9 protein-coding genes are annotated in these 13889 nt (G+C 62.2%); 8 read left to right on the top strand and 1 reads right to left on the bottom strand.

Annotated elements, in window-relative coordinates:
* Nucleotides 1-6 precede the first annotated feature (6 nt).
* Nucleotides 7-1296, top strand: a complete 1290-nt coding sequence (locus tag N645_RS0111985) for a hypothetical protein (protein WP_024461757.1) — start codon at nt 7-9, stop codon at nt 1294-1296.
* Nucleotides 1297-1341: 45 nt separating this feature from the next.
* Here N645_RS0111985 and N645_RS0111980 read toward each other — a convergent pair whose 3' ends face one another.
* Entirely contained in the window at nt 1342-3027 is a 1686-nt protein-coding gene (locus N645_RS0111980) for a glycosyl hydrolase family 18 protein (protein ID WP_024461756.1), read from the bottom strand.
* 344 nt (nt 3028-3371) lie between these two features.
* Between N645_RS0111980 and N645_RS0111975 the strand changes: the two genes are divergently transcribed.
* The 7 genes from N645_RS0111975 to N645_RS0111945 all read left to right on the top strand — a co-directional run bounded on the left by N645_RS0111975 (nt 3372) and on the right by N645_RS0111945 (nt 13775).
* The gene (locus N645_RS0111975; RefSeq protein ID WP_024461755.1) at nt 3372-4421 is read left to right on the top strand and encodes a metal-dependent hydrolase; all 1050 of its coding nucleotides are present in this window, start codon (nt 3372-3374) and stop codon (nt 4419-4421) included.
* A 1-nt stretch (nt 4422) separates the two neighbouring features.
* On the top strand, nt 4423-5190 hold the full coding sequence (locus tag N645_RS0111970; RefSeq protein WP_024461754.1) for a TlyA family RNA methyltransferase: 768 nt from the start codon (nt 4423-4425) through the stop codon (nt 5188-5190).
* Between the two features lie 167 nt (nt 5191-5357).
* On the top strand, nt 5358-8849 hold the full coding sequence (locus N645_RS0111965) for a HEAT repeat domain-containing protein (RefSeq protein ID WP_024461753.1): 3492 nt from the start codon (nt 5358-5360) through the stop codon (nt 8847-8849).
* A 120-nt stretch (nt 8850-8969) separates the two neighbouring features.
* Nucleotides 8970-9992 carry a response regulator gene (locus N645_RS18545; RefSeq protein ID WP_024461752.1) on the top strand — a complete coding sequence of 341 codons (1023 nt, stop codon included), beginning with the start codon at nt 8970-8972 and terminating at the stop codon, nt 9990-9992.
* Nucleotides 9989-10954, top strand: a complete 966-nt coding sequence (locus N645_RS0111955) for a sensor domain-containing diguanylate cyclase (protein WP_024461751.1) — start codon at nt 9989-9991, stop codon at nt 10952-10954. Before N645_RS18545 ends, N645_RS0111955 begins: the two co-directional genes overlap by 4 nt.
* 59 nt (nt 10955-11013) lie before the next feature.
* Complete coding sequence (locus N645_RS0111950) at nt 11014-12324, top strand: DASH family cryptochrome (RefSeq protein ID WP_024461750.1); 1311 nt, start codon at nt 11014-11016, stop codon at nt 12322-12324.
* Nucleotides 12321-13775, top strand: coding sequence for a cryptochrome/deoxyribodipyrimidine photo-lyase family protein (locus N645_RS0111945; protein ID WP_024461749.1), 1455 nt, complete (start codon nt 12321-12323; stop codon nt 13773-13775). The genes N645_RS0111950 and N645_RS0111945 overlap by 4 nt, the downstream gene beginning before the upstream one ends.
* Nucleotides 13776-13889 lie beyond the last annotated feature (114 nt).

The raw sequence follows: 13889 nt of genomic DNA, 5'->3' as shown, positions 1-13889 counted from the left end.
AATATCATGAAGCGAATACTCATAGCCATACTGCTGATCGTCGCGATCGCGGCGCTTGGGGGTCACTACTACTACGAGCGGCAGGTGGAGCAGCGGGTGGACAATGCCGCTCGCCTGTTGGGGCAGATGGGCGGCAACCTGGACTATCGCGAAGTGGTCATTGGCCTGTCGGGTGATATTCGGGTCGAGGACATTATGCTTCGGGTACCCGGTATGCCCAGCGCTGTCAGCATCGATCGGGCCTCGCTGCATACCGGTGGGCTGATGGGGGTCCATCGCCTGGCCATGGATGCCCGGGAGCAGTTATTACCCACCCGCCTGGGTGTGTCGTTTGATGGCATCCGCATCCCCCTGTCCAGTGTGACCGAATCCGGTAATCTGGGGGTCACGGATTCCTTCGCCGCCGCCGGTTGTGGTGATCGGACGGCCTTCAGCGCACTGGATATTGTGAAGATGGGCTACTCCGAATTCGTGATGGATACCCGGGTGGATTATCGCCTGGTGGGCGATGGCGAACTCCTGAGCCTGACCGTTGATACCCTGATGCGGGAGATGAACAACACCCGAGTCGAGATGGACTTTTCCCTTGGCGCGCCGTCACGTCATGCGCCGGCTGTTGCGATGGCCATGGCCAATGCCCAGCTGCTGAGCGTGGTGATCGATTATCAGGATGAGGGTTATGCTCAGCGCGTATCGGCCTTCTGCACCGAACAGACCGGTCTGGATAGGGAGGCGTTTCTCGCTCAACATCTGAGTGCCTGGCAGGACGTCTGGCACCAGTTTGGATTGACCGCCGGGCCGACCCTGGTTGATGGCTATCGGGAATTTCTGTCCAACCCGGATCAGTTCCGTGTGCAGATTAAACCCAGCGGAAGCCTGCACGCTGACGACCTCAGTGGCATGTCAACGGAGCTGATGCTCTATTACTTGCCCATGCAGCTATCGGTGAATCAGGGGCCAATGAACCGCCTGGACCTGTCGGTCATGGACGAGGCCGAAGCCCAAGCCTGGCGGGAAGCGCGCCGGGAGCGGACCGTTGATTCGGACAGTGAAGCGGAGCGGTCTGGTGATACCGGGCAAGCGCAAGACGATGAAGGTCGGATCACCATGGAGGCGCTGCGCAACGCGAAAGATGCAACAGTGGAACTTCGACTCGCCAATGGGCGCACGCTGGAGGGGGTGGTGCATTCGATCGGGGAAGACCGGTTGCAGTTACAGCGTTTTCAGAATGGGGGTTATGTCATTCAGCCGGTTGATTATGTGGATATCGAGGAGGCCTACCTCAGGGAGAAATAGACAGCAGCCGGGGCTGCTGTCTAAGCTCACACGTGGGTGACGCAATTATAGTCCGGTGTCGATCGCCTCGATCAGTTCACCGTCGTCGGTATCGCCGCTGAGCTCCCAGAAGAAAGCACCACCGAGCCCCTGCTGTTTCAGGTAGTTCATCTTGTCCTGAATGGTCGCGGGGGTGTCGTAGCTCCACCAGTCATCGCCGCAGTGGGCATAGGCGGTACCGGCGACGGTACCGGTGGCCGGGCAGGTGTTTTTCAGGACCTTGTAATCCTCAATGCCGCTTTCATAAGTACCATCGGCCGCACCGCTGGCGGAGCCACCCGGGGCCGCCTGGCTGACGCCCGTCCAGCCCCGGCCATAGAAGCCGATGCCGAGCAGGATTTTTTCGTCCGGCACACCCAGGCCCTTCAGAATCTGCACGCTGTTGTCGCTGTAGAAGCCGGCTTGCGGGATACCGCTGTAGCTGTTCAGCGGTGAGTGTGGCGCGGTGGGCCCCTGGGCCTCCCAGGCACCGAAGTAGTCGTAGGTCATCAGCATATAGAAGTCCAGATACTGGGCAGCGCCACCGTAATCGGCCGCGTTCAGTTTGGCTTCGCCCGCGCCGATGGCGGCGGTCACCAGTTTGTCACCAAACTCGTTGCGCAGTGCCTGCATCACCTCGCGGTAGGCATCAAAGCCGCTGTTGTCACAGGTCAGACCGCACTCGTTGGGGTACTCCCAATCGATGTCGATACCGTCAAACACGCCGTCCCAGCGGGGGTCGAACACCAGGTCGTGGCAGGATTGGGCGAACTGTTGCGGATTTTGCGCTGCCTCGCCAAAACCACCGGACCAGGTCCAACCGCCAAACGACCAGAGCACCTTGATGTGCGGATACATCTCTTTCAGCCGTTTGAGCTGACCGAAGTTACCGCGCAGTGCGCCCTGCTCCCAGGTGTCGGCCACCCCGTCCACACTTTCCTCGGCGCCGTAGGCCCGGTCGTAGTCCGCATAGGAGTCACCCACGACGCACTGACCGTTCTGGACGTTGCCGAAAGCGTACACGATATGCGTGAGCTTCTCGGCGGAGCCGCTGGTGTGGATGTTCTTCACGTGATAGTTGCGATCGTAAATGCCCCACTGAGTGAAATAGCCCACGACCAGCTCGTCGCCATTGTCGGGTGTGCTACTGCTGGAGGAGCTGCTGCTTGATTCCGAACTGGAACTGCTGCTGGATACCGATGAGCTGCTGGAAGAGGCTGGTTCGCAGGCGCCCAGATTTTCCCATACGCCCCAATCGCCGGATTGCTCGGGATTATCTCCCTGAGTCCACCAGCGTGCGCGATACTCGACAACGTTGTATTCAACCCGGTCACCTTGGGTGTAGACGTTGCTGGAATTCCAGCTATCCAGTCCCTCGCAGCCTTCGCCGGTCGCGGTGCTGCTGGAGGATGAGGTGCTGGAACTGAGCGAACTGCTCGAGGAACTGCTGGAACTGGAGTTGTCGCCATCGCATTGACCCAGCAGGTTCCAGGCCTCGTCCCAGGCCCAGCCTTCGCCGGGCGCATAGGCTCCGCCGGTGGAGCACCAGCCTCCGACCTCGCATTCGTAGGCATTGCCCAGGTTGCGGGCGCGGTCGCCACTGTCGTAGGTCGCATCCGGTGCATAGTCCGGCACCGAGGAGCAGTCGTAGGCCAGGGCTGGCGTGGCCGCCAGGCCCAGGGCCAGGGTGATCAAAAGTAGACGGATTTTCATGAAGAGACTCCCAGATTGTTATGGTTCAGGGGATGTGCGGCCGGGCCATCGTTGGACCGGTTGAGGGCAGAGAGACATCGAATTGCCCGGTGGGATGCGCCTCCCTGGCGGTCCGCGAGGCGTTGTCTCCAAGGTGTTTGGACAACGTTGTCTAAATGTAGGCGTTCGAAGCGGATCCGTCAAAGCCGTTTCGCCGTAAATGCGATCTCGATCTCGCTTTCCTGCGCTTTTGGGGCGGACGGGTGTCGCTTTGAGTCGCGCTGGCGTACAAATTCGGCGCCAGTTGCGTAAAATGCGACGCTTGGCAATCGCCGGCAGCCGATCTGAGAGGCACGCAGACCAAGATGGATTCACTGACACAAATGACCCTCGGCTCCGCCGTCGGTGTCGCGGTAATGGGCCGGCGGGTGCCGGTCTGGCGCTCGGCACTGGTGGGTGCGTTTTTCGGTACCCTGCCGGACCTGGATTCGTTTGTGGACTACGGCGATCCGATCCGCAATGTCACCTATCACCGCGGCGCCAGCCATTCACTGTTCTATCTGTCGCTGCTCTCCCCGTTGTTTGCCTGGCTGATCACCCGCTGGATGCCCTCCGGAGGCTTCCGACGATGGTGGGCCGCGCTGTGGCTGATACTGATTACCCATGTGCTGCTCGACACTATGACGGTGTACGGGACCCAGATCGGTCAGCCATTTACCGACTACCCGTTCGGGGTGGCCAGCCTGTTTATCATCGACCCCCTGTACACGCTACCATTGCTGGTCGGGCTGCTATTGGCGCTGGGCGGTCGGCACCGGGCGAACCATTGGGGCCTGGCGCTGACCACGGGCTATCTGCTCTGGAGTATGGCGGCCCAGAGTTGGGTCGAAACCCGAGTCGAGCGCGAGTTGGCGGATCGGGACTGGCCGGTCGAGCGGGTCCTGGTGACCCCCAGTGCGTTCAACACGCTGCTCTGGCGGGTGTTGGTCATGGCGCCGGATCACTATTACGAGGGCTTTTATGCCCTGGCCGATGGCGACCGTGCCATTGCGTTCGATCGCTTCGAACGCGACCGGGCGCTGTATGAATCCCTAAAGGACGATTGGGGGGTGCAGCGAATCGCCTGGTTCAGTAAGGGGTTTTTCAAGGTCAGCGCGCGGGACGGAATGGCGCGGATTACCGACCTGCGCATGGGGCAGGAGCCCTTTTACAGTTTCAACTTTGTGGTGGCCGAGCGGGCGGATGGTCAGTGGCAACCGGTTCCCCCGCAACTGCAGATGGAGCGCCCGGATATCGGCGCCGGCCTGCGCTGGATCGTTCGCAGAGCCCAGGGGCAACCCCTGTCGCCGCCCCGCGTGAAACCTGGTGGTGGTGAGTCTTCACTTACCCAGGAGCCACCCAGCGAAGGGCAATAATGTGGAACGACTGGATAAAGCTCTGGTAAGCCGTGGCCTGGCGGATACCCGCAGCCAGGCCCAGCGGATGATCGAGGCCGGGCGGGTCCGCTGTCAGGTGGGCGGCGATTGGCAGGTACTGAACAAGGCCAGCGCCAAAGTGTCGGAAGATCAGGTTCTGGACGTCGAGCCGGGGGATGAAGATCAGTTCGCTTCCCGTGGCGGTTTGAAGCTGCGTGGCGCGCTGGCGCAGTCGGGCCTGAATCCCGAGGGCTGGGTGGCACTGGATGTGGGCCAGTCCACGGGAGGATTTACCGATTGTCTGTTGCAGGCCGGCGCCGCCAGGGTGGTCGGAGTGGATGTCGGTCGGGATCAGCTGGTACCCGCCCTGAGAACGCACCCCAAGGTGGTGTTTTTTGAAGGCATCAATGCCCGGGATCTGCCCAGGGACACCCTGTTGGCGGAGGCGCCAGAGGGCTTTGATCTGATTGTGATGGACGTGTCCTTTATCTCCCAGACGCTGATTCTGCCCGGGTTCCCGGCGCTGCTCAAACCGGGCGGGCACCTGCTCAGCCTGGTCAAGCCGCAATTTGAAGTGGGCAAGGCGGGCATCGGTAAAGGCGGAATTGTCCGCGACGATCGTCTCTATGCCGAGGTGGAGCAGCGAATTCGCGCCCAGTGCGACACCCTGGGACTGACGGTCAACACCTGGTTTGCGAGCCCGATCAAGGGCGGTGATGGTAATCGGGAGTTCTTTATATCGGCGACAAAAACGCCCGGGGAGTTTTAAACATAAACATTTTTTAGCTGATAAGACGTATAAATCTTCTCAGCGCTCCCCTATACTCCCTCGTGGTCTGTACCACCCTAAGTAAGCGCGGCTTCTGAGCAGGCTCTCCCAACCGGTCGCCCAAGCTGCATGAATCATCCAAAACCATAAAGATGTGTGAGAAGGCAATGAAACAACGAGACCCCGTTTTCGGTCGCCCGCTGGTTGCGGCGTCCCTCTCCGTGTTGCTGGTGGCCTGCGCGCCGGATGACAACACCTCCTCCCCGACCCCGGAACAACGTCATTCGCCCGCTCAGTCTGAAGCGGTGGCTCCGCTCAGCGATACCGATGCGGCAGTGATTGCCCTGAGTGATACCGAAGCCGATTCCGCCCGCGAGCGGGTGATGCGTCAGGTGAACCTTGAGCCGATTGACGGCCTGAGCGCGGATCTCTGGGCGTCGGAGAAACTGCTGGCCGACCCGGTGGCGATCAGTGTGGACTATCAGGGCCGGGTGTGGGCCGCGGTGACCAACCGCAGCAACAACTCTGAGTTTGATATCCGCCGCTACCCGGACTGGGAACACTCTTCCATGACCTGGACCAGCGTCGAGGATCGGCGGGCGTTTCTGAAACAAGAGCTGGCCCCGGAAAACAGTGAGCAGAATGCCTGGCTGGACGACCGCAACAACGACGGCTCCCGGGATTGGCGCGACCTGGCGGTGGTCAAAGAAGAGGTCATTCTGCTGCAGGACACCAGTGGTGATGGCCGGGCCAACGAAAGCCGGCGCTTCCTGAAGGACTTCCACAGCGAAGTGACCGATGTGCTGGGCGGCATCTACTATCACAACGAACTGGATGAACTGTTCCTGGGGGTTGCCCCGAACGCCTGGCGGGTCAAAGACACCGACGGCGACCTGAGAGCCGATACCAAGCAGGCCATCTCCGATGGTTTCGCGGTGCACGTGGGGTTCAGTGGCCACGGCATGTCCGGCGTCACCCTGGGACCGGATGGCCGGATTTACTACGGGATCGGCGACATTGGCGCCAATATCACCGACGTTGACGGCAACGAGTACGCCCACCCGAATCGGGGGGTGATTGTCCGCAGTGAACCCGATGGCAGCAACTTTGAAGTGTTTGCCCATGGCGTGCGCAACACTCACGAATTCACCTTCGATAAATACGGCAACCTGATCACCGTCGATAACGATGGCGACCATGAGGGTGAATACGAACGGGTGGTCTATCTGATTGACGGTTCCGACACCGGTTGGCGCACCAACTGGCAGTTGGGGAAATACAAGGACCCGAAAAACAACACCTACAAGGTGTGGATGGACGAGGACTACTTCAAGCCGCGCTTTGAAGACCAGTCCGCCCACATTCTGCCCCCCATCGCCCCCTATCACGCCGGCCCCACCGGCATGGTGTACAACCCGGGCACGGCGTTGAGCGAGCGCTGGAACAACCACTTCTTCGTGGTGGAGTTTGTTGGCTCGGCGGCCCGCTCCGGCATCAACGCCTTTACTCTGGAACCCAAGGGCGCCTCGTTCGAGCTGGCGTCAGACCAGAACATCTTCCGCGGTGTTCAGGCCACCGGCCTGGACTTTGGTCCGGATGGCTCCCTGTTCATGAGCGACTGGATCGAAGGCTGGGGCATCAACGGCAAGGGCCGTATCTGGAAAATGGATGTCACCGAAGGCGTCGACCAGGCTCAGCGGGACAATACCCAGGCGCTTCTGGAAGCGAACTTCGCTGAACTGGGTGCGAATGAGCTGGTAGAGCACCTGAGTCACCCTGATATGCGGGTGCGTCAGCGCGCCCAATTGGCTCTCGCGGCCCGTGACGATCAGGCCAGCCTGCTGGAGGTCGCGCAGAACAGCGATCATCAATTGGCCCGTATCCACGCCCTCTGGGGCATTGGCCAGCTTACCCGTCAGGACTCGAGCCGTGCCGCCGTGCTGCTGCCGTTGCTGAACGATACCGATCCCGAAATTCGTGCCCAGGTGGCCAAAGTGTTGGGCGATGTGGCCTTTGCCGACGCCCGCCCGGACCTCTTGCCCCTGCTGACCGATGACAGTGCCCGGGTGCGGTTCTTTGCCGCCCAGGCGCTGGGTCGCATCGGCAACCCGCAGGATCAGTCGGCGGTAATCGCCATGCTGGAAGCGAACAACGATGAGGATGTCTACCTGCGTCAGGCGGGGGCGATTGCCCTGGCTCGCATGGGCGATGCCGAGACGCTGGGCAACCTGGAGACTCACGCCTCCGAAGCGGTGCGCATTGCCGCCGTGGTGGCGCTGAAACGCCTGCAGAGCCCGGAGCTGGCCCGCTTCCTGGATGATGCCAGTGAGTTTGTGGTGACCAACGCCGCCCGCGGCATCAGCGACGATCATTACGTGGATGCCGCGCTGCCGGCCCTGGCCGAGCTGCTGGCAACCACGGAATTTACCAACGAGCCTCTGCTGCGCCGCCTGATCAACGCCAACCTCTATGTGGGAGGCGACGCCTCGGTGGAGCGCCTGCTGGGCTTCGCCCAGCGCGACGACATCGACGGGGTCCTGCGCGCCGAGGCCCTCCACACCCTGTCGGTCTGGCCGGAGAGCTCGGCCTTTGATCGGGTGACGGGCCGTCATCGCGGAGTGGTATCCCATCCGAGCGAGCAGGCCAGCGAACCCCTGATGGCCCTGTCGGCCGAGTTGCTGCAGGATCGCAGCCCGGCGGTTCGTGCAGCCACGGCCAGTGCCCTGGCCATGCTCGGCATCGAAGGTGCCAGCGACGCCCTGGCGGCAACCCTGAAAGACGACGCCAGCCCGATGGTCCGGGCCGCGGCTCTGGAAGCGCTGTTCACGCTGGACTACCCGGACATGGGCCAGGCGGCCCTGACCGCCACCAACGACGCCGACACCGACGTGCGCATGGCCGCGCTGGCCCTGCTGCCCAAGCTCGACCTGCCGACAGAGGAAGTGGTTGAGCTGCACCGCGTACTGCTGGAAAAGGGTTCCCAGTCCGAGCAGCAGGCGGCCTACCGCTCCCTGGCGAATGTCGATCATGCCAGTGCCCACGCGTTGCTGGGTGAATCCCTGGCGGCCCTGCGCACGGGTGAACTGCCCGCCGCCGTGCAACTGGATGTGATTGAGGCGGCCCAGGCCACCGGCAACGAGACCCTGATCGCCGAGCTGGAAGCCTACGAGGCGAGCAAGAACCGCAATAAGCCCCTCGAGGTGTACCGGGAAGCCCTGGAGGGCGGCGATCCGAATGCGGGGATGAACCTGTTCCGCTACAGCAACAGTGCCCAGTGTATCCGCTGTCATATGGTCGGCCACCGCGGCGCTCGGGTGGGTCCCGAGCTCACCGCTATCGGGGACCAGCTGAGCCGTCGCCAACTGCTCGAGGCGCTGGTGGACCCGGGCGCCCGGGTTCCCGCCGGTCACGGCCGGGTGTCGGTCACGCTGGACAATGGTCAGACGGTCAGCGGTTTCTTTGAGGCCGAGAGTCAGGACAGTATGACCATTGTCGATGGCGAAGAACGCATTGAGGTGGCCAAGGCCGAGGTGGTGTCCACCGAGTACTCCGGCTCCGGCATGCCACCCATGGGACAACTGCTCAATCGCAGCCAGCTGCGCGATATCGTCGCCTACCTGGTGACCCTACCCACCGAAGAGGAAGCCGAGGGGCACTGACCCTGAGGCGTTTTTGGCGGAGGCGCCTTCAGCTCGCCTCCGCCATCGGCACCCCTGTGGTGCCTCTCTTCAACTGATATACTCCGGTCATAGGTCTTTTTTAACGACAACAAGGTCCCTATGACCACCCCGCTACTGATTTGCGACGACTCCCTGGTCGCTCGCAAGCAAATGCTCCGAGCCCTGCCTCCCGACTGGGATGTACTGGTCAGCTTTGCCTGTGATGGCGAGGAGTGTCTACGCTACCTCGAGGCCGATCGGGGCCACATCCTGTTTCTCGATCTGAACATGCCAGTGCTGGACGGCTACGCCGTGCTGCGGGAAATTCGGGCCCGTGATTGGCCGACGCTGGTGATCGTCGTCTCGGGGGATATTCAGCCGGAGGCGGAACAGCGGGTGCGGGATCTCGGTGCCGTCCAGATGATCCGCAAGCCCCTGGACCCGGCGCAACTGCAAACGGTTCTGGTGGAGTTCGGGCTCTATGATCCCTCTGAAGATCGCCGCTTGGCGGTGCACCCGGAAAGCCCCGATCGCAGTACCACCTGGCACGATGTGTTGCAGGAACAGGCCAATATCGCCATGGGCCAGGCCGGTGACTTGCTGGCCCGCCTGCTGGGAGTTTTTGTGGAGCTGTCGGTCCCGAAAGTCAGCATGCTGGCGGCCAGCGAACTCAATATGGCGTTGGTGGCGGGCAGCAGCCATCACAAGTGGTCCGGTGTCAGTCAGGGATTCGTGGGCGGTGGTCTGGCGGGCGAGGCGCTGTTGCTGTTCAGTGACAGCAGTATCGACGACATGAGTGCCCTGCTCGGCTATCAGGACGACAACGCGCCTCACAAGGAGCTCGAAGTGCTGATGGACCTGTCTGGCATTCTGGCGGGCGCCTTTCTGAAAGGCCTGGGGGAGCAGCTGCACCTGTCGCCGAGAATCACGCCGCCGGTGGTGCTCGGCACCCACGTCACCATGGACGATCTGCTGCATCACAACAGCCATCTTTGGGAACAGATGCTGAGCATCGAAGTGTCCTTTGCGGTGGAAAACCACAATATTCTGGGCAATCTGTTGCTGCTGTTTACCGAGGATTCGATTCCCCGGCTGCAGGAAACGCTGGATTACCTGCGGCCCGATCCGGAGGGCGCTTCGTGAACCGCACCGAGTTTACCCTGAGCGATGTGCACTGGCTGATGGATCTGTTGCAGACCATCGAGGTGGGAATCGTGGTGCTCGACGGCGACAACCGGGTGCGCTCCTGGAACGGTTTTATGGAAAACCACAGCGGTATCCGCGCCGACGAGGCCCAGGGCGCGGATCTGTTTCAGCTGTTTCCGGACCTGCCCCGGGAGTGGCTGGAGCGCAAGCTGCACACGGTCCGCCTGCTGAACACCCGAACCTTCAGCGTCTGGGAGCAGCGACCCTATCTGTTCCGGTTCCGCAATCGCCGCCCGATTACCGGCACCGAAGCCTACATGTTCCAGAACATCACCTTCTTCCCGCTGACCGATCAGCGCGGCGCGGTCGAAGGGGTCTGTCTGCTGGTGTATGACGTGACCGATATGGCGAGCAGCCGGCGCCAACTGGAAAAAAGCAATGCCCAGCTCAAGCGGCTCAGCCAGACCGACGGGCTCACCGGGCTGCTCAATCGCAGCACCTGGGAGTCGTTCCTGCAGACCGAGTTCGAGCGGCATTTTCGCTACGGTTCCGAGGCGGCGCTGGTCATGTTGGACATTGATCACTTCAAGCCGATCAATGACACCTATGGGCATATGGTGGGGGACGAAGTGATTCGTCAGGTCACCAGCCTGATCAAGTTCAATCTGCGCCAACCCGATATCGCCGGTCGTTACGGCGGGGAGGAGTTTGCAATCATTCTCCCGGAAACCGATCTGGAAGGTGCCGAGTGCTTTGCGGAGCGGATTCGCTCGGTGATCGAGCATCAACCGCTCAAATGCCTCGATCAGACCATCGAAGTTACCGCCAGTCTGGGGATAGCGCCCTGGAGCCTGGACTACCAGGATGCCGAGCAGTGGCTCGGAGCGGCGGATCAGGCGCTCTACGCCGCCAAGCGCCAGGGCCGCAATCAGATCGTGGTTGCCCCCCTTTCTGAATGATCTGACCCCGACCGGTGCCCGTAACCTATCTTTCAAGGTAAATGTACGGAGGGGGTACCGTGCGGCGCGTAGGTTTGTACTGGTTCGGAGATGACTTGCGGGTATCGGATCAGCCGGGGCTGGCTCGTGCTGCGGCCGAAGTGGATCAGTTGATCTGCCTGTATGTGGTGGACTCCGCCTGGTTCCGGCCCGGTTCTCTGGCGTTGACCCGGCCGTTGGGCATCCATCGTGAACGGTTTTTACTGGAAGCCTTGCGAGCCCTGGACACCAGTCTGCGCAGCCTGGGCCAGCATCTGAACGTCATCTGGGCGCGTCCGCTGGACATCGTGCCGGCATTGATTTCCCGCTACAGTATTACCCACCTCTATCGCAGCGACCACCCGGGCTATTACGAGCGGCGTGACTGGCAGTGGCTGCGCGACCACTACCCGCAACTGAGCTTCGTCGACATTCAGAATCAGACGCTGTTCAACGCCGAGCAACTGGGTTTTCACCTGACGGAGCTGCCAACCACCTTTTCGCAATTTCGGCGGCGCGTCGAACAGCGCCCGATTCCCGAAGCCCGGGGCTTTTTGTCAGCCCTGCCGCCGAGCCCGGCCGAAGGCCGCAAGATACCGGTTCCGCCCGAGCGCAACGGCTGTCGCTTTCGCGGTGGGGAAGATGCGGCCCGGATGCACCGGATTCGCTATTTCGACAGCGATGCGCCAGCCCACTACAAACACACCCGCAATGCGCTGGACGACTGGGCCTCCTCCACCAAGTTCTCGCCCTGGCTGGCGCGAGGCTGCCAGTCGCCGCGACAGGTCAATACCGCGCTGGTGAACTATGAACGGCACTACGGGGCGAATGAATCCACCGAGTGGATCCGGTTCGAACTGCTGTGGCGGGAATACTTTCAGTGGATGGCCCGCGCTTATGGCGCGGATCTCTATCGGTTTGGCGGTCGGCCGCGGCGCTCGTTAAATACCAGTTTTTACCCGGAGCGGTTTCGCAAATGGTGTGAGGGCACGACGCCCTATCCGCTGGTGAATGCCGCCATGAACCAGTTGAATCGCACGGGCTATCTATCCAATCGGGCCCGACAGATTGTCGCCAGTGCCCTGGTAAACGAGCTGCAGGTGGACTGGCGCTACGGCGCGGCCTGGTTTGAACAGCAGTTGATTGATTACGAGGTCGGCAGCAACTGGGGCAATTGGCAGTACATTGCCGGCGTGGGCGCCGACCCTCGCGGCGGTCGGCACTTCAATCTGGAGAAACAGGCCGCCCAGTTCGACCCCGACGGCGATTACGTGCGCCGATGGGGCGATGACCGCGAGCTGACCCCGCTCGATTCGGTGGATGCCGCCGACTGGCCCATTGCCCGTTCGTGACTGAGCTTGAACCCATCAACCTGGTCTGGCTGAAGCGCGACCTGCGGCTGACCGATCACGCCCCTCTGGCCGAGGCGGCGGCCCGCCCGGAGCCCCTGTCGTTGATCTACTGTTTTGAGCCGGAATTGCTAGATGACCCTCACTACGACGAGCGTCACTGGCGGTTCATCTGGCAATCGCTGGATGATCTCGATCGGGTGCTGGCGCCCCTGGGCGGCAAAGTTCACCGGCTCTGGGGGTCGGTCACCGCGCTGCTGGAAGAGATCGATCGCAGCCGACCGCTGGCGGGCCTGTTCAGCCACGAGGAGACCGGCCTGGCGGTGACCTTTGAGCGGGACAAAGCGGTCGCGGATTGGTGTCGGACGCGGGGCGTCCCCTGGCATGAATCACCCACCGGCGCTGTTCAGCGCGGTTTGCCCGATCGTCGCCGATGGGACCGCGACTGGTATCGGACCCTGCGTGCCGCGCCGCGGGATCCCGAGCTGGCGCGCATCCGTTGGGCGGCTCTGCCCGAGGCGCTGGGGGTGGGTTCGCCGCCCGTTGCCTGGCGCCGGGCCAACCCGGCCTTCCAGGGCGGTGGCATTCGGGCTGCCCGCCAGACCCTGGCGAGCTTTCTCGAGCACCGGGGGCGGGATTACCGGCGGGCGATTTCCAGCCCCTCCGCCAGCCGTGAACACTGCTCCCGGCTCTCGCCCCACCTCGCCTGGGGGAATCTCAGTCTGCGCCAGGTGTATCAGGCCACGCTGGAGCGCCGACAGGCGCCGGGATGGCGCTACCCCCTGACTGCGTTCAGCTCGCGGTTGCACTGGCACTGCCACTTTATCCAGAAGTTCGAAAGTGAGTGCGCCATGGAGCACCGGCCGGTCAACCGGGCCTACGAGGCTTTCCCTTACCGGACCGATGACCGTGTTGAAGACGACCTCGCTGCCTGGCGAGAGGGCCAAACGGGCATCCCCCTGGTGGACGCCTGCATGCGCTGTCTGCACCAGACCGGCTATATCAACTTCCGGATGCGGGCCATGCTGGTCAGCGTGCTGTGCCATCACCTGAACATTGATTGGCGCCGGGGCGTGACGCATCTCGCGCGCCTGTTTCTCGATTTTGAGCCGGGTATCCATTACCCCCAGTTTCAGATGCAAGCCGGGGTGACCGGCGTCAACACCATCCGCATCTACAACCCGGTCCGGCAGGCGGAGCAGCAGGATGCCGAGGGCAACTTCATTCGCCAGTGGTTGCCGGAGTTGGCCGAGTTGCCGGTGCCGTTGCTCCATCAACCCTGGGCCTTGGCGCCGATGGAGCGCATGATGTTTGATCTCGCCTATCCCGAGCCCATTGTGGACCTGACCGAGGCCGCCCGTGCCGCGCGGGAGCGTCTGTGGGGCTGGCGCAACCGGGTCGAGGTGAAGCGTGAAGGTCAGCGTGTATTGGGGCGTCACGTGCGGCCTTCCTGAGCCGCATCGCCTTGACGATCCTGACAGGAGCCTGTACGTTTATCCAGATTCGAGGCGCTTGCGGCCTGAAAAGGGACACAAAAACCGGTACACTGTCGCGCTCGTTTAATGCCA

This window comes from Marinimicrobium sp. LS-A18, assembly GCF_000463525.1.
Taxonomy (GTDB): Bacteria; Pseudomonadota; Gammaproteobacteria; order Pseudomonadales; family Cellvibrionaceae; genus Marinimicrobium; species Marinimicrobium koreense.
This window is presented reverse-complemented; position numbering and strand designations above follow the sequence as displayed.

Bases quoted from the DNA above. Each gene is read 5' to 3' on its own strand.
- N645_RS0111985 (WP_024461757.1), top strand. From the start codon at position 7: ATGAAGCGAATACTCATAGCCATACTGCTGATCGTCGCGATCGCGGCG.
- N645_RS0111980 (WP_024461756.1), bottom strand. From the start codon at position 3,027: ATGAAAATCCGTCTACTTTTGATCACCCTGGCCCTGGGCCTGGCGGCC.
- N645_RS0111975 (WP_024461755.1), top strand. From the start codon at position 3,372: ATGGATTCACTGACACAAATGACCCTCGGCTCCGCCGTCGGTGTCGCG.
- N645_RS0111965 (WP_024461753.1), top strand. From the start codon at position 5,358: ATGAAACAACGAGACCCCGTTTTCGGTCGCCCGCTGGTTGCGGCGTCC.
- N645_RS18545 (WP_024461752.1), top strand. From the start codon at position 8,970: ATGACCACCCCGCTACTGATTTGCGACGACTCCCTGGTCGCTCGCAAG.